The organism is Ekhidna sp., assembly GCF_965228795.1.
GTDB lineage: Bacteria > Bacteroidota > Bacteroidia > Cytophagales > Cyclobacteriaceae > Ekhidna.
The window spans coordinates 3,659,736-3,684,651 of the sequence record NZ_OZ245839.1 but is presented as its reverse complement, the minus strand read 5'-3'; the positions used below and the strand labels follow the sequence as shown (position 1 = coordinate 3,684,651).

Here is a 24,916-nt window from a genome sequence, read left to right as displayed (position 1 = left end):
GAATTCTATATCTAAGTTGTCTTGTCCTGAAATAGGTTTACACAATTTAAGTGTAAAATGAGAATAAAAACAGGAAGCCGTATTTATCGGAGTGATTCAGAGAAACTACGAATAATACAAGAAGTACTATCAGGTAAACTAAGTAAGGAAGCAGCTCAGCGCAAGTATGGAATTAGAGGTCATAGCGCCATCACCAACTGGATGCGTAGTTTTGGGATGAAGGAGCCATTAAAAGCCCGTGTCTATATGTCCAAACCAAATAAGAAACAGGAGCATCCTGAAGATTTATCTGCAAGAATTAAGGAACTAGAAGAAGCGCTGAAGTTAGCTGAGCTAAAGTCAGAAGCTTATTCAAAGATGATTGACATAGCCGAGGAGAAGTTTTCATTGAAGATCAGAAAAAAGTTGTCCACCAAACAGTCAAAATCATGAAACAAGTCTATCCATCAGTGGGGCTGGATTGTATTTGTGGACTGTTTGGTATGAGTAGGCAATCCTACTATCAATACCAGGCAAGAAGCAGATCATTGGAATCCACTCACCAGCAGATACTTCAGTTAGTTTTAGAGCAACGGGCATTACACCCACATTTGGGAGGTAGGAAGCTCTTTCATATGCTCCAGTCGGATTTTGATCGATTAGGTATCCGCATAGGCAGAGATGCTTTTTTTGATCTACTTTCCAGCCATCACTTGCTGATTAAGCGAAAAAAACGTCGAGTATCGACGACCAACTCCAGGCACTGGTTTAGGAAGTATCCTAACTTGATTAAAGGACTGGATATTCAAAGCGTTAATCAGGTATGGGTCAGTGATATTACCTATTGGAAGTGGAGAGATCGCTTCCATTACATCTGCCTCATCACCGATGCTTACAGTCGAAAAATAGTAGGTTATGAGTTATCTGATAATCTGGAAGCCATCAATAACCAGCGAGCATTACACATGGCAATCGAAAGCCAACCTGAACCTTTAAGAGGCTTAATCCACCATTCAGATCGAGGAATCCAGTACTGCAGTCAAGAATATGTGGACATGTTATCCGCTAGAGGTATACTTATCAGCATGACTGAAAATGGAGATCCATTAGAAAATGCCATTGCTGAACGAATCAATGGAATACTCAAAGAAGAATATCTTAACCATTATGAAATGGAAAACATGGCTCAAGCCAGAGAACTTTTAAGCTGTGTAGTGAACCGCTACAATCAAGGAAGACCTCATCTAAGCTGTGGTATGAAGACTCCAGATCAGGTTCACTCTACAAATAGTAAGCCCAAACCTCTCTGGAAGAATTATTGGAAAAATACAACTGTCAACATAAAACAGGACTACAATCAAACTGTCAACATATGTCAGGATTAACTATGTTTAACTGTAAACTTATTTTAGGACGATACAAGTTGTCCCCTTGAGGGGACTACAGGGGTGTTCATTGAGTGTTTACCCTTCCAAAGCTGCAACCCCCGGAAGCACCTTGCCTTCCATGTACTCAAGTAATGCGCCACCTCCGGTAGAAACGTAGGATACTTTATCGCCATAACCCAGATTATTTACTGCAGAAGCAGAATCACCTCCACCGATCAGTGAGAAGCCTCCTTTCTCAGTGGCTTTTACCACTGCTTGTGCAATGGTATTGGTACCTGCAGCAAAATTGCTCATCTCAAATACACCCATTGGGCCATTCCAAAGGATGGTTTTTGAGTTTTCAATGATTTTGGAAAAGACCTCTCTTGATTCTGGGCCAATATCCAATCCCATGTGTCCTTCAGGGATGGCATGATTGTCTGAAGTTTGAGTGTTGGCATCATTGCTGAAATTATCAGCTACGATGGAGTCTTTTGGTAGCTGAAGGTCAACACCTTTTTCTTTTGCTTTTAAAATCAACTCTTTCGCTAAGCTAAGCTTGTCTTCTTCAACAAGCGAGTTGCCGATTTGACCACCCATTGCTTTGAAGAATGTATAGCTCATACCACCACCAATGATCAGGTGATCCACCTTATCCAGCAGCTGCTCGATGATCATGATCTTATCGGAGATTTTAGCACCTCCCATAATGGCTGTAAAAGGCTTCTCTGCTTTCTCCAAAACCTTTTGAGCATTTTCAAGCTCGGCACTCATTACATATCCACAGCATTTCTCGTTAAAATACTTAGCAGCGACCGTTGTAGATGCATGCGCTCGGTGTGCAGTCCCGAATGCATCATTTACATATATGTCTCCATGTTTCGAAAGTTTTTCGGCAAAGCCTTCATCTCCTACTGTCTCTTCCTTATAAAATCTAACATTATCCAGTAATAGCACTTCACCACCTTGCAGTTGTTTTGATAGTTCGCTGGCGGACTCACCAATACAATCACCTCCAAACTTCACTTCCACCCCTAGCTTTTCACTCAAGTTGGGAATAATGTGGCGTAGAGAGAATTTATCTTCCGGCCCATTCTTTGGCCTGCCCAGATGAGACATTAATACGCATGCACCACCATCGCCTAAAATCTTTTTTAATGTAGGTATAGCAGCATTGATTCTGGTTTCATCTGTCACTTCCATATCCTCATTCAATGGAACGTTAAAGTCAACTCGGATTAATGCTCGTTTTCCTTCAAAATTGTAATCATCGATGGTCTTCATGCTATGCTCGTTTTTTGAGATCGCAAACATAAGAAGCATCTATGAATTAGAGGGTCGACAAACAATTCGTTTTAGTAATGGTTTGGTCGAGTAAATTTGCAGCATGTCAAGAATTATTCCGGTCATTTCCCTGGTTGTCGTATTGATCGTTAATTTCCTAGCCAATTACCTGCCAATTGGTGGTCGAACTACAGGGGAGGTGTCTGAAGCATATCCAACACTTTTTACACCTGCTGGATTTACTTTCTCAATTTGGGGTGTCATCTATGTTTTTTTGATAGCTTATGTGATTTATCAATACTTACCTCGCAACCGGGAGGATAAAACCTTTGATCGAATCAATAGACACTTCGTTGTAAACTGTACGGCAAATACACTCTGGATTTTTGCATGGCACTATGAGCTGATTACATTGGCGCTAGTCTTAATGGGGGTGATTTTAGGCTCTCTCATTGGAATTTACAGGCACGTTTTACCCGGAAAGATTAGCGGATTTCGAAATAAACTATTTGTCAGAGTGCCTTTTAGTCTCTATTTCGGATGGATCACGGTCGCAACCTTAGCTAATATCAGCGTTGAGCAGTCTGTGATTGGGATGGATAATTGGATCATGACAAAAACAGTTTGGGTGTTTGTCGAGCTGGCGCTAGCAGGAGCTATCGCTACTGTAATGGTGATCAGGTATCGTGATCCGATTTTTGGAGGAGTGGTGGCATGGGCAGCTTATGGAATTACAGAAAAGCAAGCCGATACTCCGGAAGTCGCTGGAGCCGCTGCTGCAGTTATGATTTTGGTACTGGTAATACTAATAATTGAAGGAATCCGAAGTGTAGTCTTCAAATGACTATTTCGTTCGTTCGATGGTGAACTGAACCAAATCCTCCAATGAATTTCGGTAAGCGGATTCCGGAAGGGTTTGGAGAATGTCTTTGGCTTTTTGGTGAAAATCTTCCATTACAGAAATGGCATACTCAATTCCACCTGACACTTTAACAAATTCGATTACTTCATTTACAAGTTTCGGCTTTTTCTCAGCTCTCTTTACTAGTCGCTTGATTCTTCTCTTTTCTAGTTTGGATGCTTTATTTAAGGCATATATCAATGGTAATGTCATTTTCTTTTCCTTGATATCAATCCCTCTTGGCTTTCCGATTTCGAATGTTCCATAATCAAATAAGTCATCTTTGATTTGAAAAGCCATACCCACAGCAAGGCCAAACTCTCCCATTTTCTCAATGGTTTCTTCATCTGCTTCAGCAGAGCATGCCCCCACTTTACAGCAAGATTTAATTAAGCTAGCTGTTTTTTGCCTTATGATCTGATAGTATACATCCTCTGTTATATCGAGCGTTTTTGCCTTGGCCATTTGAAGTAATTCGCCCTCACTCATCTCCTTCACAGGTTCAGTGGTGATTCTAAGCAGGTCAATGTCGTCGTTTTCCATCGATAGAAGCATCCCTTTTGCTAATAAGAAATCGCCAACCAAAACAGCAATTTTATTCTTCCAAAGTGCATTAATGGAGAAAAAACCTCTTCGCATATCGGAATCATCTACCACATCATCATGCACGAGCGTTGCTGTGTGCAGTAACTCAATAAGCGAGGCACCCCGATAGGTGGCTTCAGAAATCTGCCCTGTTGCACCCGCGCTAAGAAACACAAACAGAGGCCTCATTTGTTTTCCCTTTCTTCTCACTATATAGCCTGTGATCTTATCGAGAAGCATCACCTTACTTTTCATGGATTGTCTGAATTTTTTTTCAAACGCTTCCATCTCAGCGGATACTGGTGCCTGGATGTTTTTTAAGCTTAGGGCCATTTCGGATGCAATAATACTGATGTTGAGCTTTTAGAAAGGTATTCTTACCACTACATTTAAAAAAATGTGTTTAGCTAAAATGTTTGAAAGACAACCTTTCCGATTAATCAAACAATATTTTTCTAGTAAGAACTATCTTTCCGCCAATTTCTAAAAGAGGTAAATGGGTAGAAAGAAAGTAAGATATTCGGAAATTGTTCCTGACAAGAGCGAATGGCCAATTGTAAAATTGTCCAGAGACAGGAAGGAATTTATAGATGAAGTGGCGGATGAAACCTATGAGCATCTTACTAACATTAAAAATGGGTCGCTAAGGGAGGAAATTGAAACGACCATTCATAGAGAAAAGCTACGAATGAAAGCCAATCCTTGGCGTGTAGATCCCCCTGATGAAAAAGTATACTGGAAAAGTATTCAGGCTAGATTATTAGATATAAACCCGGACGAAAAGGAGAAAGCACGTGAACAGGAAAGAAAGCTTATACTAGAAATAATTAGTCGGTACACGGATGAAATTGCCGGGAATTTCAAGAAATCTGCCTATCGCTTTGCACAAAGATTCATAACATTTGGTTTCGCCAGACTGCTCAATGCTGCACGAGTGAAAGGGCTGATGTCGCTTTTTAGCCGTCAGTTGGATCTTGAAGATAAGATTCATGTAATCGGCGAAACGGAGCATATTCGGTCATTGGCTAAAAAAGGCACTGTAGTAATGGTGCCAACACATTTTAGCAACCTGGATTCTATTCTGATTGGTTGGGCTATTCAGCACCTGGGATTACCTCCTTTTATCTATGGTGCCGGACTTAACCTATTCAACATCAAAATTCTAGCCTACTTTATGAATAGTCTTGGTGCCTATAAAGTGGATAGGAGGAAGAAAAATCTGATTTATTTAGAAACGCTAAAGACCTACTCCAGAAACGCAATCAAACGAGGTTGTCATTCTTTGTTTTTTCCTGGTGGTACACGTTCCAGGTCCGGAGAAATTGAGACCACTCTTAAAACGGGTTTATTGGGAACCGCCATTGAAGCACAAAGAGAGCTTTATCTAAAAGCGGAAGAGGGAGCTGACGTGCGTAAAATCTTCATTGTTCCGGTTGTAATCAACTATCACTTTACACTTGAGGCCCCATCGTTGATTCGTGAGTATCTGAAGCGAACGGGAAGGGAGCGCTATTACGTAGAGGCAGACGAGTTTTCCACATCCTACAAGCTGGGAACTTTCATGTTCAAGTTCTTTGCAAAAGGATCTGATATTTCAGTGAATATTGGAAGGGGAATGGATATTCTTGGGAATTATGTTGATAATGATGGGAAGAGTTTTGATAAAAATGGAAACCCCATTCACGTAAGGGACTACTTTCTTAGGGAGCAGAAAATCACTTTCGATGCTCAACGTGAAAAGGAGTACGTGAGAGTTCTCTCCAAGCGAATTATTGAGGAGTACCATAAATACAATCGCGTATTTGCAAGTCATTTGGTAGCATTTGTTGCCTTCAAAATGTTGGAAAGGAAAAATCCGAAACTAGATCTTTACCACGTACTGCGCCTGCCGGACGAAGATTTGATCCTTGATTACGAAGCGTTTAAAAGTAACTTCAAAAAACTGCGAACAAGGCTTGAGAAAATTCATAAAAAAGGTCAGGTAGATATGGCTGACCATATGAAAAAACGTGCAAGTGATGCGATCGAACATGGACTGCAAAACGTTGGTTTATACCACGACCAAAGACCATTGATCAAAAAGGGTGATAAGATCATTGTGCAGGACACGAACACTTTATACTACTACCACAATAGAATGAATGGATATGGACTCGAAAAGTACATCTAAAGAGGTAGTAGGGGTTATTGGTGCCGGAAGTTTCGGTACGGCAGTAGCCAATATTCTGGCTGAGAATAACTCCAAAGTGATCTTGTATGTGAGGGACCCTGAAAAAACAAAAAAGATTGCAAAAGAGCGAGTCAGCTCCGGACAAAAGCTCCATGATAATATAGAAGTCACCAATAACCTGGAAGAGGTGCCGCAGCAATGTGAAATCATTTTCCCAATGGTGCCTTCGGCTAATTTCAGGGACATGGTGATAAAGTTGGCGCCTCATCTTAAGCCCTACCATGTGCTGATTCATGGAACAAAGGGGTTCGACTTGTTTGTGCCTAAGAAACAAAAAATATCTAGCAGTAATCCGCTTACGCGGGAGCATGTTAAGACCATTTCAGAAGTAATCAAGGAAGAAACATCTGTTTTGCGTGTGGGATGCCTGGCAGGACCTAATCTGGCCAGAGAACTGGATCAGCGTAAGCCTGCTGCATCAGTAGTGGCATCCCATTTTGATGAAGTCGTGCGTATTGGTCAGCGACTCTTAAAAAATGATCGATTCATGATTTATGGTAGCCGTGACCTGATAGGAATAGAGCTGTGTGGTATTCTGAAAAATATCATTGCTGTAGGTGCCGGAACCATTGCCGGAATGGATCTGGGGGAAAATGCCAAATCACTTTTTATAAGTCGGGGACTGGTAGAGATGGTCTACATTGGCAAAGCACTAGGTGGAAATGCACAAGCTTTTCTGGGCTTAGCAGGAGTAGGGGATTTGATTGCTACCTGTACATCTAATTTAAGCCGTAACTTTACGGTTGGATTTCGATTGGCGCAAGGCGAGAAGTTGGATGAAATTATCGAATCAATGGAGGAGGTAGCGGAGGGGATCAAGACCATCAATATTGTAAATCAACTGGCTGAGTCCTATAAAGTGAGGTGCCCAATTACGGAGACCTTATATCGAATCATCCATGATGAAATGACCATTCAGGAAGCTCATACCTATCTGATGAGCTTTCCATTTAGAGCTGAGATTGACTTCATTGAAACATAAAAAAAGCCACCCACTTGGGCGGCTATTTTGTATATTTTCTTAGTCCATTTTTAGTCTCAGATTTCCATAGCTGGAGTCGACGCGAATGATTTTGTTCGGATCACCCTTTCCAATTTTTCCTTTGTAGGTACTTCTATTCGATTCTTTTACTCTATAATTAAATGTGGCGTCTACATCAGATGAGATTTTCAGATCAGCAAATGAAAACTCAGCATTTATGTCAGCATTGACTCCCTCTTCCAATCCGATTTCGTAGGACCCAAATTTCCCGTCGATATCTATGGATGTGAACGTTTTAGCAAGTTTATCGATTCTGAAATCACCTAAGTAGCTGCAGTCCAGCTTCAAACTGCCTGTAAGTTCTTCTATTTCAAAGCCGGTAAAGTGAGCATCAGCGTCTACTTTCCCTGCTTTTTCAATTTCTACTTTGCCATATTTACTTTCCAGCTCCAGGTCATTGACCTCACCGATTTCCACATCTGAAAATCCTTGAGTTAAATCCAGAATATTGGCTTGCTCGACTTCAAAATTGCTGTATTTGATAGTTGCTTCAGCATCGTTGATTCTACCGATGCTACCGTTACCGAATGATACCTTTATGTCTGCATCCCCGGCAACATCCCCCACCTTCATTGATCCATAAGAGACGCTGATATCCAGGTCATTTCCTCGATCACCCATGGTAATGTCACCAAAGCTGTTTTTGACTTCCAGCGGATTTTTTTCAGACATATAAACGGTATAGTTGACTTCAAATCCTTCTTCGTTTTTGTTTTTATTGTTTGAAATTTCCGTTTCAAAAATGATTTCAGAACTACTCTCGGTAATGTCTATTTCTATGGCATCCAGAATGCGTTGTGCTCTTTCTTCATTCCTTCCTTTGCCAATAATTTCAACTTTAATGTCGAATTCATTCTTCTCCCAGGAGTTGATTTCGACCTTACCAAACTTATTTTCAATTACCAGCTTTGTGGTGGTACTTACTTTATAGTTTTTTTCTACATGTTTTTTCTTTTGATCCTGATCTTTTGCCCAAGCAAAAATGGTCAGGAGCATGCATACTGCTAATAGTCTATATTTCAATCGATATGTCGTTTTCATTGTTTTGGTTTTTGATACTTTGTAAAATGTCCAGTTGTTTGTTGAGGATGTCTAGTCTCAGCTGCAGGTTGCTGATCATTGCATCCATTACCCGGTCATTGGAAGCGTTGGTTTGGTAGGTTTTCTTAAGCTCTACATACATAGCGTCTAGTTGGTCGATCTCTACCAAAAATTCTTGGTGCTGTTCAGGAGTCAACTGCTCCTTAATCAACTGCCTTTTCTGTGAAATTAGTGAAACGTAATAGTCCTCTGCTTGCGTGAATTCTTCACTAAGGATCGGACCATCCTCTACGGTAGCACTATTTCTGTCGATCATTAAATAAATAGTAGATGCCATAAATAGGACTGCAGCTACTTTCCACATGAGAGGCCAAAGGGATGATTTTTTATCCAATCTTCGATCAATCTGCTGCCATGCATTTTCTGATGGGCTAGCATCATCAAAAGCATCTCTGTTCTCTATTATGAATTTCTCTAACTGGTCACCCATAATTTACCTCCTGTCTTATAATCATTTTTAACTTGTCCTTTGCTCGTTTATACTGAGATTTAGATGTTGATTCTGTTATTCCCAGTATTTCACTAATTTCTTTGTGGTCATACCCTTCAAATAAATAAAGAGTAAGTACAGTCCTGAATCCGGAAGGTAATTCCTTCATCGCATGTTTAACCTGATCAATGCTATAGTTTGGTTCTGACTTTTCCGGTTCGAATTCATGCACTTCTTCTTTTATTTCCTCCGCCAGCATCATGTCTTTTTTTACACGCTGTACATGATTCAGCGCTTTATTAATCACGATTCTTTTAAGCCATGCTCCAAAAGAGGCATCTTCTCGATAGCTATTCAGGTTTTGAAATGCACTGACAAATGCTTCCTGCAAAACATCTTCAGCGTCATCCTGGCCACCAGCAATCCTTAGCGCAGTGTTGAACATCGCTTTATTGTACAGTTTGTAAATCTCAAACTGAGCGGAGCGATCATCGTTCCTGCACCTTGCGATTAAATCAGCATGGATATTTACCGTGTTTGCTTCCAATTTTCAGGTTAGTTCACATAAAAGACTTTGACGAATTGAATGGGTTGCATTTGATCTCGAATTAAATCTTGATACTGCTGTGTAAAGAGTTAGCATCCTCAAACCTATAGTGAAACACATTTCAATTAATCACAGTTAGTCGTTTACAGTTTATTAAAATTAGTCGAAGATGTTAAGTATTTAACTTATTTACTTATAGAGGTTTAGGGTTATTTATTTAAACTTGTTCGTCAGTTACTATTGGAGAATATGAGAAAAGTTATTCGTATAGTATTTGCTATGTGTGCCATTATTGTATGTTCAGACCTGATGGGTCAAAGAATATTCAAAATGTTTAGTGATGCAGAGGAGGCTTTCTATGACGAAAAATTTGCGGAGGCCCTCACGCAATATCAGGAGATACAGGAAATAGACTCGGCCTATGAGGATATTCAATACAAAATTGAAATCTGTAAGCTTCTTTCCATTACCCAGTATGAAAACATGCAGCCGTTTAATGATTATGAAGAGATCATGTCACGGCGGGATAAGTTCTATTATTATTGGAAAGGACGAATTCAGATGAAAGAGTATGAGTTCGAGGAAGCCGTAGAATCACTTAAAAAATTCATAAAACTACCTGCCAAAAAAAGCGATATTATCCTGGAAGAGGCTAGAAGGTGGATCAATTGGGCTAATAATGCCAAGGAGTTCATGGATAATCCAAATTATTATGAGATACACTTACTAGAGCAGGGAATCAACACTAAAAATGCGGAGCTAAGTCCGGTCTATTTTGCTGAGAACGAAGAATTACTTTTTTTATCAAACAGAGATGAAACCAAGCCGGATCAATTTCAGATTTATCATACCAAACACAAAGGAGATCGATCGTGGACAGATCCAACGGTGATATATAATGTAGGCGTTTTTGAAAGAGATAATGCCAACATTGAAGTAGTTGACGAAGATGGACGATTATTTCAGTTTAGGACTGATAAAGGAGGTGACCTCTTTTACAGCGAGCCCACTGATAGCAAGACAGGGTGGTCCTCACCGAAAGAGTTTGATAGCAAAATATCTTCCACTCATTTGAGCTCTCATTTCTTCATCAATGAGCATGAGGATCGGATCATTTTTGCTAAGAATGTGGGCACAAAGAATGAACCCAATCTTGATCTGTTTGAATCTTACAAAGATCCGACTAAAGGCAATTGGAGCAAACCTGCTCTCTTTGCTACTACCATAAATAGTGAATACAATGAAGATAGTCCTTATCTCAGTCCAGATGAGAAAACCTTGTATTTCGCATCAGATGGTCATGAAACCATGGGAGGATACGACATATTTAAATCAGAATACGATTCAGCTACTTTATCCTGGTCAGAGCCTGAAAATCTAGGGTTCCCAATCAATTCTCCGGATGATGAAATCCATTTCAAATTAAATCATGATCAGATGTCAGGCTATTTCACATCGAATAGGCTGCACACCATTGGAGACTATGATATTTTCTTTTTCTGGGAGATTCATACTGTTAAGATCAAAGGAAGAATTTTAGATGAAGAAGGTAAGCCGGTGACAAACGCAAGGATATTTTTCCGTCCGGTTGAATACACAGATATGTATTTTTTCTCGGCTATCAGCGATGATGGCAGCTATGAAATGGTCATAAACGCGGATGATGTTTATGAAGTGGAGATCAAGATTGACGATTCAAAAGAAATCCTTCATTTAGAAGATTTTGAAATACACGCAACAGGAGGTGTAAACACGACCTATATAAAAGACTTTTTTATTGGCGGTGGCCCAAACTAGACAAGGATGTCTCCTTGTATTATAAACATTACAAGTAATTAACGTTTAATTTCTTTCAAAAGAAGAGGAGATAGCAGCCTCACTTTCTTATATTAGGATAAAATAAACAGCATGTATACCTCAATTATTGCAGGTCTAGGACATTATGTACCCGATAATGTTGTGACCAATGAAGACTTGTCCAAAATGATGGACACCAGTGATGAATGGATTGTAGAAAGAACCGGTATAAAAGAGCGAAGATGGATAGATCCGGCTACTGATGACAGCCCATCTACCATGGGAACGAAAGCAGCCAGAATGGCCATTAAAAATGCAGGACTTGTTCCGGATGATATCGACTTTATCATTTTTGCAACACTAAGTCCAGATTATTATTTCCCGGGTCCGGGGGTGATGGTACAAGACCAACTTGGAATTAAAGAGATTGGGGCACTAGATGTACGTAATCAATGCTCAGGGTTTGTTTATGGCCTTTCTGTGGCAGATCAGTTTGTGAAATCAGGAATGTATAAGAATGTACTGGTAATTGGAGCAGAGAACCATTCCGGTGGATTGGAAAAATCGACGCGTGGGAGAGGGGTTACCGTCATTTTTGGTGATGGAGCTGGTGCAGCAGTCGTTCAGCGAAATGAAGATTCAGATAAAGGTATCCTGTCGACTCATTTGCATTCTGAAGGTAAGCATGCGGAAGAACTGGCATTAATTGGTCCAAACACAGCGAGGTGGGTTCCGGAAATCATTGAAGAAAATGATCCTGAAGATGCAAGCTACTATCCATATATGAATGGAAATTTCGTCTTTAAACATGCTGTCACCAGATTCATGGAGGTAATTGGGGAGGCACTTGCCACGAACAATAAAAAACCGGAAGATATTAGTCTTCTTGTACCCCATCAGGCCAATTTGAGGATTAGCCAGTTTGTTCAAAAGAAAATGGGCTTATCCGATGATCAGGTATATAATAATATTATGCGATATGGAAATACCACTGCAGCTTCAATCCCTATCGCTATGAGTGAAGCATATCAGGAAGGCAAGATCAAGGATGGTGACCTGGTGTGCTTAGCAGCATTTGGTAGTGGATTTACCTGGGCGTCCGCATTAATTCGTTGGTAGCTTAAAGCATCACTCTTCATTCAAATTGGACAAATCATACGATTTCATCGATAAAAAGGGCTTTGTTTAAATTTTAATTGTATTATAACGAGAACTTATTTAATTATTTCAATTAATCGCTTAGAATAGTTAAATTTGTTCTCAACAAAGTATAAATCAACCATAACCATAAAGCAAAGATGAAATTCGTTAAAACGCTACTAGGGAAATCAACAGACGAAAACCAGCTTAAACTAAAAAAAGAAGCTCCGGGTGAATGGGTAGTGCGAAAAGGATCAACTGTCCTTTACATCGGGTCTAAAGACAAATGTGAGACCTACATGAGTCACGCCATGTAATTCGTTCATATAATGAAAATCTCACCAAGGCAGCATCTCTATCGGGGTGTTGCTTTTTTTTTGAAGCAATGCTATTAATTATTAAAAAAATAACAATTAATAGTGGTTAAACACAATAATTATTGTTATATTAATGTTTAATATTTGAAAGATACAATTTAAACTACCTCACCATGAATTTTTTTAAGTTATTCTCAAAAAGGGGCAATGATGATAAAATACGATTGACTAAATCTAAATCAGGTGATTGGATGGTGAAGAAGGGGTATAGCATTCTTTACATTGGTAGCCGTGAAAAATGCGAGACTTTTATGGAACAGACACTTAGTGTCTAGCTATGGATAATGGACTATTGGTTATCCGCCAGTCGGCGGATGGCCTTTATTATCTCCTCCGGGTGAGTCCAGGGGATAAAATGATTCACATCCTCCAATAAAACGATTTCTATTAGCGAATCTGGTAGCGTCTGCTTGGCAAAATCAGCATTCTCTTTAGGCACCAAAGAATCGGCCGTTCCTTGAATAACAATGGTTTCTATTTTAATCTTTGACCAAAGAGGTAGCATTGTCGTCAATTCATTTCTAAGCGTTAGAATTTCACTATTGCTCACCTCAAATTCCTTCGGAGTGAAGAATGCACCAACTTTGGTATCAATGGCATCCCTGTACCATTCATCTTCTTCTAGTTTAGGATCTATTGAAGGGGCAACCAGAATCATTCCTGTATAATCATCGGGAAAATCCATTCCCATTCGAGCTGCTACAGGTCCTCCAAGAGAATGACCGACTAAGATTTTATTCTTAGATGGGAATTCCTTTAATACTTCATTTACTAAAAACGCTTGCTTTTCGATAGATGGCTCTGGTTCTCCAAAATCAGAATTTCCAAATCCAGGACGATCAACAGCTAGAATATCAAAGTCCATTATCAAGCTGTCTTTTTCAAAGAAATTAATGAATGCATTCCATGAACCAGGTGATCCATGTATCAATACGATGAGTGTTGATTTTCCACGATCAATATATGCGTAATGCATATTTCTGTCACCTACTAAAAGATCGTTGAATTGAATTTCAACAGCATCTACAGATTTTTTTGCCTTCTCGTCAGTTATCCGAAACTGACATGCAAATCCTAATATCAGAATAAAAGCGATTTTTTTCATCTGTTGATCACTAATCCAATCGTATACATCAGACTATATTTGCCCTCTATGTCAGAAGGCATCATTTCCACCGACTTTCAATTTAAAGGACAAACCGGAAAATACACCGGTAAGGTTCGTGAGGTATACGAATTTGGCGATAAACTGGCCATGATCGCAACAGATCGAATTTCTGCGTTTGATGTGGTTTTACCAAAGCCAATTCCTTATAAAGGACAAGTGTTAAATCAGCTTGCAGCTAAGTTTTTAGCAGCGACCAGGGATATTGTGCCTAACTGGGTGGAATCAACACCTCATGCAAATGTGACCTTTGGAAAGAGGTGTGAACCTTTTAAAGTGGAAATGGTCATCCGTGGATATCTAACAGGACATGCCTGGAGGGAATATCGTGATGGAAAACGAATGCTTTGTGGAATCCCAATGCCGGATGGAATGGTCGAAAATCAACGATTCGATACGCCTATTATCACGCCAACCACTAAGGCAGACGAAGGTCATGATGAGGATATTTCCAGAGAGGAGATACTGGCGCAAGGTATTGTTTCAGAAAAGGATTACCTCCAGCTAGAAGATTATACACGCAAGTTGTTTGCTAGAGGAACCGAAATAGCTGAAAAGAGAGGACTTATACTGGTTGATACGAAGTATGAATTCGGAAAGTATGATGGTGAAATCTATTTAATAGATGAAGTGCACACTCCGGATAGTTCACGCTACTTTTATGCTGAGCCATATGCTGATTTGTTAGCTAAAAATGAGCCTCAGAAGCAGCTCTCGAAAGAATTTGTAAGGCAATGGTTGATATCAGAGGGTTTTCAGGGAAAAGACGGGCAACAAATTCCTGAGATGCCGGAAGATCGAATAGAAATGATCTCCAACAGATACATTGAACTTTATGAGAACATCTCGGGTGAAAAGTTTGTTAAAGACGAATACTCCGATAAATTAGCCCGAATTAACGACGCGATATCTCAAATAGTAGAATAAGAATTATGGAATTTACAGTAGACAAATACGAAAACTATTCAATAGCGAAGATTAAACAGGAAAAGGTAGACTCTACCATGGCCCCTGAATTGAAGTCAGAGTTTATGAAGCTGGCTCAGGACGGTGTAAATAGCCTGATTGTGGATATGGCAGATGTGAAATATGTAGATTCCAGTGGTCTAAGTGCACTTTTGGTTGGTAATCGATCATTTAGTGAGACCGGTGTTTTCGTACTTTATAATGTTACGGATCATGTGATGAAATTGATCTCCATTAGTCAGCTAGATAAAGTAATGAATATTGTAGCAAGTCAAGAGGAGGCTGCTGATGCCGTTTTATTGGCTACTATCAACAAAGGGCAAGGTGCAGCTGAGTAAACGTTGAGCCTTGAACTACTGATATTAGGATCTAACTCTGCGGCGTTTGCGCATCGTCGACATCACACGGCGCAATTATTCAAACTTCAGGAACAACACTTTTTGATTGACTGTGGGGAAGGTACTCAGCTGCTGATGAAGCGGTATAAAGTAAAGCTTTCCCGCATCGATCACATATTCATATCACACCTTCATGGCGATCATTATTTTGGTTTGATAGGCCTCTTATCTACCATGCATCTTTTTGGTCGCAAAAAAGACTTACTTCTAGTTTGTCCTCCAGGGCTGAAAGAGATTTTGCAACTTCAACTACGTCACTCTGAAACATCTCTGAATTTCCGCATTCAATATGTGGAGTTTACTCCGGGTGAATCTGAAATAGTACATGAAACGCCAAAATATACGGTTACAACACTACCTATGGATCATCGGGTGCCGTGTTCCGGGTATTTATTCAAAGAGAAACCCAAAAAACGAAGGATCAATAGGAATAAGTTACCTGAAGTCCAGCTTTCAAGCCTGGATATAGTGCGGCTGAAGGAAGGAGAGGATATTCTAAATGAAGATGAATCAATAAAATATGAGAATAAACTGTTGACGCTTGACCCTAACCCAAGTTTTAGTTACGCATTCTTTTCGGACACTCGGTTGCGACCTGAATTAGTGGACACTATAAAGGGAGTTGACTTACTTTACCATGAAGCCACGTTTGCGAATGATATGAAAGATCGTGCGGTTCAAACGTTTCATACGACTGCAGAGCAGGCTGCACAATTTGCGAAAGATGCTGAAGTAGGAAAACTAGTATTGGGTCACTTCTCAGCACGCTACAAAGAACTCGATCCGATATTGAATGAAGCAAAAGCTATTTTTCCAAAGGCGGAGTTAGCCATTGAAGGAACCAAATTTGTAGTAGATGGGAAATAAAAGGCAAAACCTATTCATAGTCCTTGGGGCCATTTTTCTTACCAATGCAATCCTTGCTGAATTAATTGGAGTAAAGATTTTCTCACTTGAGCAAACACTTGGCCTGCAACCTGCGAATCTGGATATTTTGGGATATACCCTGGATTTTAATCTTACCGCGGGGGTGATGATTTGGCCGGTGGTATTTATCACCACAGACATTATTAATGAATATTTTGGAAAAGCTGGAGTTCGTAAGATCAGTTTTATTGCTGTAGGGTGTATATCCTATGCGTTTTTAATGATTTGGTTAGTAACAAAGCTGAGTCCTGCCGGCTTCTGGTTGGAAGTAAATAATTCCGATCCTGATGGTAATTATTTCAATGTCAATTATGCATTCAATAAGGTTTTTACCCAAGGCTTAGGAATCATTATAGGTTCGATTATCGCCTTTTTAATCGGTCAGTTGCTTGATGTGGTAGTCTTTCAGCGACTTAGAAAGATCACCGGTGAGAAGATGATATGGCTAAGGGCTACCGGCTCTACATTGATCTCTCAGCTGATTGATAGTTTTGTTGTTCTGACGATTGCTTTTTACATCCTGGCACCTGCCGAAAACCGGTGGGATTTCTCACAAGTAATCTCCGTTGGATCGCTAAACTATATCTACAAGTTTATTGTCGCTATCGCGCTTACACCGTTAATTTATCTTGGTCATTTCCTGATTGACCGGTACCTGGGCAAAGAAGAGGCGGATCGAATGAAAGAAGAGGCTAGTCAGAGTGGGTTTGTGGGAAAGTCGATCCGATAGGCTGTAAATAGTTTTAGCTAATGATAGCATTCATGCAATGATGACAACATGATAAAACTGATTAGTTAAGATCCAAATCGATGAGAATAGGATAACCAAAAGAAGCGTTTTTACCACGAATTTCAATTTATACTTTTTTTTCTTTGCTATAGATAGTAGCATGAGAAAATGGAGGGAGGTAAACACTGTTGGTAATGTAAACAAGCCCATGTTTAGCGACGTGCCAATTCTTCCTAAGTCATTAGGGTTACGATAATTCATAATTCCTGATAGCAATTCCAGATAAAAGCAGGTAAAAAGAAATGGGAAAAAGTTCTTATTATTATTTCGGCTAATAACTAGATAGTAAATTATTGCTTGTACTAGTGTTATTAGTGGCCCCACAAAACTGATAATTGTGTAATGCCAATCTTTGTTGTATTTGCCATAGTTAGGATAAACCTTATTTAATGTCATCCTCATTTCGTATCCTAGAAACTCCCCCATAATCCAATGAGAAAACTCATGAATGAGAAATGTGAAAACAACAGCCAAAAGCGTATAGAAAATATATTTATACATGCTCTAATGGCATTAAGTTTAATCGTTATTAAGAGACAGCCATTTCCACTTAACACTTTGATTTAGTTTAGTGTCAAATAGCCCAAACACGGTACTGCCACTTCCTGTCATTGAAGCATAGATAGCTCCAGACTCATACATGTCTTGTTTTAGCTGCTGTATATTCGGATGATTAGGGAAAATAGATTTTTCAAAATCGTTATGAAGAGAATTTTTCCAGGTGGAAATTGGTGTTCCAATCAATTCTGAAATTTCAATTTTCGATGGGTTAGGAGTGACACCCGAATAGGCTTCTTTCGTGGAAACATGGATGTTCGGATTATGGATCGCTAAATGGAAGCCTGATAGATCCAGTTCAATTGTCTCTAGTTGCTCTCCGCGACCTTTGGCAATAGCCGGTTGATTCTTAATGAAGAATGGACAGTCGCTACCAAGCTTCAAAGCATAATTTCTAAGGGTGTCTGTTGAAAGACCTAATTCAAAAAGCCTATTGAGCATTTTTAGGGTGAATGCGCCATCGGCTGAGCCACCCCCAAGTCCGGCTCCCATAGGAATGTTTTTAAGAAGGTGAATTTCTACCGGAGAAATGTCAAAATCCGACTTTAAAAGCTCAAAGGCTTTTACGCATAGATTCTTCGATGCATCACCGGGGATTTCCAGTCCATAACTGTAAAAAGCAAAAGCAGCTGCCTCTATCACCTCCAAACAGTCGTGCCAGGGAATAGGATAGAAGCAGCTTTCAATGTTGTGATAACCGTCTTCCCGCTTGCTCACTATGTTGAGTCCAAGATTGATTTTTGCGTTTGGGAAGGTGATCATAGAATGGATAATATTAAGATGTCATTCTGAACGAATTGAAGAATCTATCTTCTATTCAAAAAGATTCTTCGCTGCACCTGTCTGCCGACAGGCAGGCTCAGAATGACACTGAATTTTACTTGCTGAGCTCCTCTACCATTGCCTCGGTGATACCCGAAGTAGAGAATCCTCCATCGTGCATCAGATTTTGCATGGTCACCATACGTGTCAGGTCTGAGAACATAGTTATGCAATAGTCTGCACAGCTCTCGGCATCCGCATTTCCAAGCGGTGACATTTTATCCGCATAATTAAAGAATACGTCAAAGCCAGGCACCCCGGAACCTGCTGTGGTCATCGTAGGAGACTGAGAGATGGTATTTACGCGTACTTTTTTGCTTACTCCCAGGCGATAGCCATAGCTTCTGGCGATGGATTCAAGCAATGCTTTTGCCTGTGCCATATCGGAATAGTCCGGGAAGGTTCGTTGCGCAGCAATGTATGAAAGACCAAGGATGGATCCCCATTCATTCATTGCGTCCAGTTTTTCTGCGGTCTGCATCATTTTATGAAAACTCAATGCAGAAACATCTAATGTTTTTTGGAACCAGTCGTAGTTCAGATCTCCATAATCTTTTCCTTTTCTAACATTAGGGCTCATTCCGATGGAGTGCAACACGAAATCGATTTTACCTCCAAGTGTTTCCCGAGATTTCGTGAAGAGATTTTCAAGATCTTCCATTGAGGTAGCATCTGCAGGAATGATCTCTGCATTACATTGCTCTCCCAGTTTATTGATCTCACCCATTCGCATTGCGATAGGGGCATTTGTCAATGTGAATGTAGCTCCTTGTTCATATGCTTTTTCAGCAACTTTCCATGCGATTGAATTCTGATCCAACGCTCCGGAGATGATCCCTCTTTTTCCTTTCAGTAGATTATGTGACATAGTATTTTATTTCAGTTTTCATAAATACCCCCCTGCTTTCTTTAAGAACTACTCCCCCTTAGAAAAGGGGGACGGGGGGTTGTTCTTATCTTCAAATTCTAATATAAAACTTTCAATGGTTCTCAAAACATTTGACATGTTGTGTTTTACATCCAGATCTTCAAACCGTAGAAAATGAATCCCCAACTTTTCAATTTCTTCTTGTCGAGCCTGATCCGCCTTCACTGCATCCTCAGAATTGTGCGAATCTCCATCTATTTCTATTACCAGGCTAAGTTTACTACAAAAGAAATCAACTATGTAATTAAGAATGGGTTTTTGTCTCATAAATTGATACCCATACATCTTTCTGGATTTCAATTCATTCCATAACAAAACCTCAGACAAGGTGCTGTTATTTCTAAGTTCACGTGATAAAGCTTTTAATTTAGGATTGTAATGTATTTTCATTGGCCAAGTAAATATACAACCCCCTGACCCCCTTTATAAAGGGGGAATTGTATCGTCCTAAAATAAGTTTACAGTTAAACATAGTTAATCCTGACATATGTTGACAGTTTGATTGTAGTCCTGTTTTATGTTGACAGTTGTATTTTTCCAATAATTCTTCCAGAGAGGTTTGGGCTTACTATTTGTAGAGTGAACCTGATCTGGAGTCTTCATACCACAGCTTAGATGAGGTCTTCCTTGATTGTAGCGGTTCACTACACAGCTTAAAAGTTCTCTGGCTTGAGCCATGTTTTCCACTTCATAATGGTTAAGATATTCTTCTTTGAGTATTCCATTGATTCGTTCAGCAATGGCATTTTCTAATGGATCTCTATTTTCAGTCATGCTGATAAGTATACCTCTAGCGGATAACATGTCCACATATTCTTGACTGCAGTACTGGATTCCTCGATCTGAATGGTGGATTAAGCCTCTTAAAGGTTCAGGTTGGCTTTCGATTGCCATGTGTAATGCTCGCTGGTTATTGATGGCTTCCAGATTATCAGATAACTCATAACCTACTATTTTTCGACTGTAAGCATCGGTGATGAGGCAGATGTAATGGAAGCGATCTCTCCACTTCCAATAGGTAATATCACTGACCCATACCTGATTAACGCTTTGAATATCCAGTCCTTTAATCAAGTTAGGATACTTCCTAAACCAGTGCCTGGAGTTGGTCGTCGATACTCGACGTTTTTTTCGCTTAATCAGCAAGTGATGGCTGGAAAGTAGATCAAAAAAAGCATCTCTGCCTATGCGGATACCTAATCGATCAAAATCCGACTGGAGCATATGAAAGAGCTTCCTACCTCCCAAATGTGGGTGTAATGCCCGTTGCTCTAAAACTAACTGAAGTATCTGCTGGTGAGTGGATTCCAATGATCTGCTTCTTGCCTGGTATTGATAGTAGGATTGCCTACTCATACCAAACAGTCCACAAATACAATCCAGCCCCACTGATGGATAGACTTGTTTCATGATTTTGACTGTTTGGTGGACAACTTTTTTCTGATCTTCAATGAAAACTTCTCCTCGGCTATGTCAATCATCTTTGAATAAGCTTCTGACTTTAGCTCAGCTAACTTCAGCGCTTCTTCTAGTTCCTTAATTCTTGCAGATAAATCTTCAGGATGCTCCTGTTTCTTATTTGGTTTGGACATATAGACACGGGCTTTTAATGGCTCCTTCATCCCAAAACTACGCATCCAGTTGGTGATGGCGCTATGACCTCTAATTCCATACTTGCGCTGAGCTGCTTCCTTACTTAGTTTACCTGATAGTACTTCTTGTATTATTCGTAGTTTCTCTGAATCACTCCGATAAATACGGCTTCCTGTTTTTATTCTCATTTTACACTTAAATTGTGTAAACCTATTTCAGGACAAGACAAATCCTTATAATTGTAAAAGCTCCTTCGCACTTTCAACAGCTGAAGCTCCCGGATTTTCTCCTCCAATCATTTTTGCAATCTCGGTAACCCGATCTTCATCCGCTAATTTCTTAATTCGACTTACAGACCGGTCTGAGGTGTGGTCTTTGTAAACAAAATAATGGGCATCACCCCCTGCAGCAAATTGAGGTAAATGACTAATACTAATTACTTGATGGTTTCGAGACATATGCTTCATCATGCGAATCATTTGAAGCGCAACCTCACCGGACACACCAGTGTCAATCTCATCAAAAATAATGGTAGGCATGGCAGTCTTGTCTGCAATCAAGTATTTCACCGCAAAGATCAATCGTGAAAACTCACCACCGGATGCTACTTCTTTTAATTCCTGAGGTTTGATGCCTTTATTCGCACTGAATAGCATTTCTATTGTATCCAGCCCGTTTTGGGATGGCTCTGCAGGATGGACCCGAATCTCTACTGTGCCATTTTCAATGCCAATCTGATGAATGATTTTTTCCATCTCATCAGAAAAATTCAGTGCCGAGAGTTTTCTTGATTCTGAAAGTTTGTTGCCATGTTCATGCATCACTTTTTCAGCTTCGGTCAACTCCTTTTTTGCTTTCAAAATTTCATTGTCAAGGTTTGCGACCTGACTCAGCCCTTGATCCAGATTATCTCGGATTTTGATTAACTCATCCACCGTCAATACCGAGTGTTTTTTCTGTAAACGGTACAATAAATCCAGCCGATCTTTTAATTCCTGAATCTTTTCAGGGTCATGTTCAACTTTATCCTGCACTCGCTGCATCTCATTGGAAATGTCAGCAAGCTCAATAGATGCACTTTCCACACGAGCACTTAATTCCTCCAGATCCTTAGAAAACGATGCTATTGTGTGCAGTAAGGATTTCGCTTCATTAAGCTGCTGCACAATTGCTACTTCAGATTCATCCAGCATATGGATCGTTCGAGATAGTTTCAGCTTGATATCTTCTGAATTTTCAAGTACTTCCAGTTCCTTTTCTAGTTCTTCCTGATCTAAATCATCAAGTTTTGCTTCTTGTAATTCATTTAGCAAGAACTGCTTATAATCAGCATCCTCCGCACTTTGTGCTGCCAATGATTCAAGTTTTTCCAGGGTTTTTTTAGCAGATGCATACGTTTGAAAAGCAGCGTAATAAGAAGTAAGTAGTTCAGGGTGAGCTGCAAAAGCATCTAAGGCATTTAACTGATAAGTATTGTTGCCCAGCTGAAGTGATTCATGTTGAGAATGTACATCCATCAGTTTTTCACCGATGGTTTTAAGCGTACTCAGGTTGGTAGGAGTGTCATTAACGAAAGCTCGCGACTTTCCTGATGGGCTTATTTCCCTTCGGATGACACATTCTGCTTCGTAATCAAGGTCTTCCTTTTCAAATATTTTTTGAAGCGAGTAGGATGAAATATCGAATGTCCCCTCTACTATACATTTCTGATTTTCATCCAGCAAAACTTTGGTATCTGCTCTCTTACCAAGCAACAACCCAACAGCACCCAGCATGATCGATTTACCAGCACCTGTTTCACCGGTGATGATATTCAATCGGGGAGAAGGAGACATCTCCAAATCCTGGATGAGTGCGTAATTCTTTATCTGGAGTGACTTGATCATAAATGGGTCACAAAGATATGTCAGAGACTAGTCAATCAATGCCTTATATTCATCCGTTCTTGAGGGATCGATGTTGCTTAGCAGATTGTAAGCTTGTCGGCGTGTCGCAAGATTGGATTCTTTGAAAATTTGAATCAATTCACCTGACTTGGCATCCATAAAAGCTATGGTCAAAATGGATCTTGGTCTAGCCCTGTTTGCTTTCTGAATTTCTGATAATGACGCTAATATATTTTTCTCTGCTTGTTCACGGTCTTCCGCCATGATGTCAAGGCCTTCTCGGTGATAGGTGTAAAGAGCCTTGCGAATGGGCTCCAGTTGTGGGTTTTGGATATTTTCAATCAGCCAATACCTATTTCTGACACTGTTGAATTGCTGCCAGCCTGTATAATTGGTTTGCTGTGCATTGTTAACGATTTGAAAAGCTTTCTGATAATGAGGTGCTCCACCCATTTCAGAAAAGGTGTCGTAATCAAAGCCCAGCACCATATACGCGTAGTAAGCCAGCAAGGAGGTGATATTGCTTGTGAAAGTGTTTTCATTGAACCGGAGTGGCTGTGATTGTACATACTCAAAGTCCCAATCCCGGTCAGCAAAATTCATAATTACTGATTCGTAGCTCGTACCGTAGACCGGACGACTTGATAAAACCTGGACAGAAGCTTTGAAAACACCAACACTTGGCATTTCAGTCATGGTGATTACGATATTGCAGTTGATGACTTCTTCTTCCTGAAATTCATCGTTGGTCCACTTGGTGGTATTTAGAAACTGAGCAAACTCATTTTCCATCTCAGTGAAAATTGCACGCTCAGTGGTCTGTATTTGTTGGGCATTTACAATCACACGGCAATTGAGTTCTTGTGCGTGTGAATAAATAGTTATTAAGACCAGAACTAATCCAAAAAACCTCATGAATGCTTTTTTATGACGTAATCAACAATATCCTGCGCTACTTCGACCTTACTCTTCAACTCAAATTTTTGTTCGTTATTGTCCTTATCGAAGAAGGTCACTTTGTTCGTGTCTTTTTGAAATCCGGCACCACTGTCATTGAGTGAATTGAGTACAATTAGGTCGAAATTCTTCTTCTTTAGCTTTTCCCTTGCATTGACCGATTCGTTGTTGGTTTCCAGGGCAAACCCGACATGATACTGATGTTTTTTCTTTTCTCCGAGGGTAGCAGCAATGTCAGGATTTTTTATTAGCTCTAATTGAAGGCTGTCATCGTTTTTCTTGATTTTTTCCTTGGCCGGATCTTTTGGCCGATAGTCGGATACAGCGGCGGAGAATACCACCACATCAGCTTCATGATGCCTTTTCTCGGTTTCTTTCAGCATCTCCTCTGCAGATTGCACTTTGATGACTTCACTAGTATGAGGAAAATGGTCAGCAGGGCCTGAAACAACCACTACATCTGCACCCGTGTTTTTAAATGCATTTGCGATCGCTGTACCCATCTTGCCTGAAGAATGATTTCCAATAAACCTTACGGGATCAATAGCTTCAAAAGTGGGTCCGGAAGTGATTAGCACTTTCTTTCCTTTCAAAGCTTCTGAATTAGTTAACTTTTTTTTTAAGATTTCAAGTAACTCCTCTGGTTCTGCCATTCTACCCTGACCGGATAATCCGCTTGCCAGTTCTCCATCACGTGCCTCGATTACTTCATTACCGAACGATTGAAGTTTCTTAAGGTTCTCCTGAGTGGTTGGATGTTGGTACATGTCCAAATCCATTGCTGGCGCAACCATTACAGGGCATTTAGCAGATAGATAGGTGGCCAAAAGCAGGTTATCACAAATGCCATTGGCCATTTTGCCGAGGGTGTTGGCGCTTAGTGGCGCTATAAGCATCAAGTCAGCCCACATGCCTAGTTCTACGTGATTATGCCATTCGCCGCTATTCTCATCGAAGTATTCGGAATAGACCGGGTTTTTAGAAAGTGTGGCGAGAGTTAGGGGTGTAATGAAATCCTTTGCGCTTTCAGTCATGATTACTTTGACCTCAGCGCCCTCTTTTTTCAGTAAACGCACAAAAAAAGCGGTTTTATAGGCCGCTATTGACCCACAAACCGCTAATAATATTTTCTTACCCGCCAACATG

The 24,916-nt window shown here is 40.1% G+C and carries 27 protein-coding genes; 12 read left to right on the top strand and 15 right to left on the bottom strand.

Annotated elements, in window-relative coordinates; genetic code table 11:
• Positions 1-57: 57 nt before the first annotated feature.
• Both ACQK2H_RS16535 and ACQK2H_RS16530 read left to right on the top strand, forming a co-directional pair.
• Positions 58-432 (top strand): hypothetical protein, encoded by a 375-nt coding sequence (locus ACQK2H_RS16535; RefSeq protein ID WP_425389432.1) that lies wholly within the window; start codon positions 58-60, stop codon positions 430-432.
• A complete protein-coding gene (locus ACQK2H_RS16530; protein ID WP_425392486.1) occupies positions 429-1,364 on the top strand; it encodes an IS3 family transposase in 936 nt (311 codons plus the stop codon). The genes ACQK2H_RS16535 and ACQK2H_RS16530 overlap by 4 nt, the downstream gene beginning before the upstream one ends.
• Before the next feature lie 78 nt (positions 1,365-1,442).
• Here the strand turns inward: ACQK2H_RS16530 and ACQK2H_RS16525 are convergent, their stop codons facing one another.
• Positions 1,443-2,630 carry a phosphoglycerate kinase gene (locus ACQK2H_RS16525; RefSeq protein ID WP_425392485.1) on the bottom strand — a complete coding sequence of 396 codons (1,188 nt, stop codon included), beginning with the start codon at positions 2,628-2,630 and terminating at the stop codon, positions 1,443-1,445.
• A 103-nt stretch (positions 2,631-2,733) separates the two neighbouring features.
• Between ACQK2H_RS16525 and ACQK2H_RS16520 the strand changes: the two genes are divergently transcribed.
• A complete protein-coding gene (locus ACQK2H_RS16520) occupies positions 2,734-3,474 on the top strand; it encodes a tryptophan-rich sensory protein (RefSeq protein WP_425392484.1) in 741 nt (246 codons plus the stop codon).
• Here the strand turns inward: ACQK2H_RS16520 and ACQK2H_RS16515 are convergent, their stop codons facing one another.
• Positions 3,475-4,449, bottom strand: coding sequence for a polyprenyl synthetase family protein (locus tag ACQK2H_RS16515; protein WP_425392483.1), 975 nt, complete (start codon positions 4,447-4,449; stop codon positions 3,475-3,477).
• Positions 4,450-4,612: 163 nt separating this feature from the next.
• Between ACQK2H_RS16515 and ACQK2H_RS16510 the strand changes: the two genes are divergently transcribed.
• Both ACQK2H_RS16510 and ACQK2H_RS16505 read left to right on the top strand, forming a co-directional pair.
• Positions 4,613-6,286, top strand: coding sequence for a 1-acyl-sn-glycerol-3-phosphate acyltransferase (locus ACQK2H_RS16510; RefSeq protein WP_425392482.1), 1,674 nt, complete (start codon positions 4,613-4,615; stop codon positions 6,284-6,286).
• Positions 6,264-7,328 (top strand): NAD(P)H-dependent glycerol-3-phosphate dehydrogenase, encoded by a 1,065-nt coding sequence (locus ACQK2H_RS16505; protein WP_425392481.1) that lies wholly within the window; start codon positions 6,264-6,266, stop codon positions 7,326-7,328. The genes ACQK2H_RS16510 and ACQK2H_RS16505 overlap by 23 nt, the downstream gene beginning before the upstream one ends.
• A gap of 39 nt (positions 7,329-7,367) precedes the next feature.
• On the opposite strand, the gene ACQK2H_RS16500 is transcribed toward ACQK2H_RS16505, so the two are convergent.
• The 3 genes from ACQK2H_RS16500 to ACQK2H_RS16490 are packed head-to-tail and all read right to left on the bottom strand — an operon-like array spanning position 7,368 to position 9,466.
• A complete protein-coding gene (locus tag ACQK2H_RS16500; RefSeq protein ID WP_425392480.1) occupies positions 7,368-8,429 on the bottom strand; it encodes a hypothetical protein in 1,062 nt (353 codons plus the stop codon).
• Positions 8,401-8,919 carry a hypothetical protein gene (locus tag ACQK2H_RS16495; RefSeq protein ID WP_425392479.1) on the bottom strand — a complete coding sequence of 173 codons (519 nt, stop codon included), beginning with the start codon at positions 8,917-8,919 and terminating at the stop codon, positions 8,401-8,403. The genes ACQK2H_RS16500 and ACQK2H_RS16495 overlap by 29 nt, the downstream gene beginning before the upstream one ends.
• Positions 8,912-9,466: an RNA polymerase sigma factor gene (locus ACQK2H_RS16490; RefSeq protein ID WP_425392478.1), complete on the bottom strand. Its 555-nt coding sequence runs from the start codon at positions 9,464-9,466 to the stop codon at positions 8,912-8,914. Before ACQK2H_RS16490 ends, ACQK2H_RS16495 begins: the two co-directional genes overlap by 8 nt.
• A gap of 249 nt (positions 9,467-9,715) precedes the next feature.
• Here ACQK2H_RS16490 and ACQK2H_RS16485 point away from each other — a divergent pair, with 249 nt between their 5' ends.
• From ACQK2H_RS16485 to ACQK2H_RS16475, 3 genes are all read left to right on the top strand, one after another.
• The gene (locus tag ACQK2H_RS16485) at positions 9,716-11,263 is read left to right on the top strand and encodes a hypothetical protein (RefSeq protein ID WP_425392477.1); all 1,548 of its coding nucleotides are present in this window, start codon (positions 9,716-9,718) and stop codon (positions 11,261-11,263) included.
• Positions 11,264-11,374: 111 nt separating this feature from the next.
• Positions 11,375-12,382 carry a 3-oxoacyl-ACP synthase III family protein gene (locus tag ACQK2H_RS16480; RefSeq protein WP_425392476.1) on the top strand — a complete coding sequence of 336 codons (1,008 nt, stop codon included), beginning with the start codon at positions 11,375-11,377 and terminating at the stop codon, positions 12,380-12,382.
• A gap of 179 nt (positions 12,383-12,561) precedes the next feature.
• Complete coding sequence (locus tag ACQK2H_RS16475; protein ID WP_425392475.1) at positions 12,562-12,720, top strand: hypothetical protein; 159 nt, start codon at positions 12,562-12,564, stop codon at positions 12,718-12,720.
• 349 nt (positions 12,721-13,069) lie between these two features.
• Here the strand turns inward: ACQK2H_RS16475 and ACQK2H_RS16470 are convergent, their stop codons facing one another.
• On the bottom strand, positions 13,070-13,885 hold the full coding sequence (locus ACQK2H_RS16470) for an alpha/beta fold hydrolase (RefSeq protein WP_425392474.1): 816 nt from the start codon (positions 13,883-13,885) through the stop codon (positions 13,070-13,072).
• A gap of 48 nt (positions 13,886-13,933) precedes the next feature.
• On the opposite strand from ACQK2H_RS16470, the gene ACQK2H_RS16465 reads away from it, so the two are divergent.
• Genes ACQK2H_RS16465 through ACQK2H_RS16450 form a run of 4 tightly spaced genes read left to right on the top strand, consistent with a single transcriptional unit; the run spans position 13,934 to position 16,966 of the window.
• On the top strand, positions 13,934-14,872 hold the full coding sequence (locus ACQK2H_RS16465; protein ID WP_425392473.1) for a phosphoribosylaminoimidazolesuccinocarboxamide synthase: 939 nt from the start codon (positions 13,934-13,936) through the stop codon (positions 14,870-14,872).
• Between the two features lie 5 nt (positions 14,873-14,877).
• Positions 14,878-15,249, top strand: a complete 372-nt coding sequence (locus tag ACQK2H_RS16460; RefSeq protein WP_425392472.1) for an STAS domain-containing protein — start codon at positions 14,878-14,880, stop codon at positions 15,247-15,249.
• Between the two features lie 3 nt (positions 15,250-15,252).
• Positions 15,253-16,176, top strand: coding sequence for a ribonuclease Z (locus ACQK2H_RS16455; RefSeq protein WP_425392471.1), 924 nt, complete (start codon positions 15,253-15,255; stop codon positions 16,174-16,176).
• Positions 16,166-16,966, top strand: coding sequence for a queuosine precursor transporter (locus ACQK2H_RS16450; RefSeq protein ID WP_425392470.1), 801 nt, complete (start codon positions 16,166-16,168; stop codon positions 16,964-16,966). Before ACQK2H_RS16455 ends, ACQK2H_RS16450 begins: the two co-directional genes overlap by 11 nt.
• Positions 16,967-16,996: 30 nt before the next feature.
• Here the strand turns inward: ACQK2H_RS16450 and ACQK2H_RS16445 are convergent, their stop codons facing one another.
• From ACQK2H_RS16445 to coaBC, 9 genes are all read right to left on the bottom strand, one after another.
• On the bottom strand, positions 16,997-17,527 hold the full coding sequence (locus ACQK2H_RS16445; RefSeq protein ID WP_425392469.1) for a hypothetical protein: 531 nt from the start codon (positions 17,525-17,527) through the stop codon (positions 16,997-16,999).
• Positions 17,528-17,545: 18 nt separating this feature from the next.
• Positions 17,546-18,346 (bottom strand): 4-(cytidine 5'-diphospho)-2-C-methyl-D-erythritol kinase, encoded by an 801-nt coding sequence (ispE, locus tag ACQK2H_RS16440; protein ID WP_425392468.1) that lies wholly within the window; start codon positions 18,344-18,346, stop codon positions 17,546-17,548.
• Positions 18,347-18,461: 115 nt separating this feature from the next.
• Complete coding sequence (locus ACQK2H_RS16435) at positions 18,462-19,274, bottom strand: enoyl-ACP reductase FabI (protein ID WP_425392467.1); 813 nt, start codon at positions 19,272-19,274, stop codon at positions 18,462-18,464.
• 48 nt (positions 19,275-19,322) lie between these two features.
• The gene (locus ACQK2H_RS16430) at positions 19,323-19,724 is read right to left on the bottom strand and encodes an endonuclease domain-containing protein (RefSeq protein ID WP_425392466.1); all 402 of its coding nucleotides are present in this window, start codon (positions 19,722-19,724) and stop codon (positions 19,323-19,325) included.
• Between the two features lie 84 nt (positions 19,725-19,808).
• Positions 19,809-20,744, bottom strand: a complete 936-nt coding sequence (locus tag ACQK2H_RS16425; protein ID WP_425392465.1) for an IS3 family transposase — start codon at positions 20,742-20,744, stop codon at positions 19,809-19,811.
• Positions 20,741-21,115 (bottom strand): hypothetical protein, encoded by a 375-nt coding sequence (locus ACQK2H_RS16420; RefSeq protein ID WP_425389432.1) that lies wholly within the window; start codon positions 21,113-21,115, stop codon positions 20,741-20,743. The genes ACQK2H_RS16425 and ACQK2H_RS16420 overlap by 4 nt, the downstream gene beginning before the upstream one ends.
• Positions 21,116-21,160: 45 nt before the next feature.
• Entirely contained in the window at positions 21,161-22,813 is a 1,653-nt protein-coding gene (gene recN / locus ACQK2H_RS16415) for a DNA repair protein RecN (RefSeq protein WP_425392464.1), read from the bottom strand.
• 27 nt (positions 22,814-22,840) lie between these two features.
• On the bottom strand, positions 22,841-23,728 hold the full coding sequence (locus ACQK2H_RS16410; protein ID WP_425392463.1) for a DUF4835 family protein: 888 nt from the start codon (positions 23,726-23,728) through the stop codon (positions 22,841-22,843).
• A complete protein-coding gene (gene coaBC, locus ACQK2H_RS16405) occupies positions 23,725-24,915 on the bottom strand; it encodes a bifunctional phosphopantothenoylcysteine decarboxylase/phosphopantothenate--cysteine ligase CoaBC (RefSeq protein ID WP_425392462.1) in 1,191 nt (396 codons plus the stop codon). The genes ACQK2H_RS16410 and coaBC overlap by 4 nt, the downstream gene beginning before the upstream one ends.
• Between the last annotated feature and the right edge of the window lies 1 nt (position 24,916).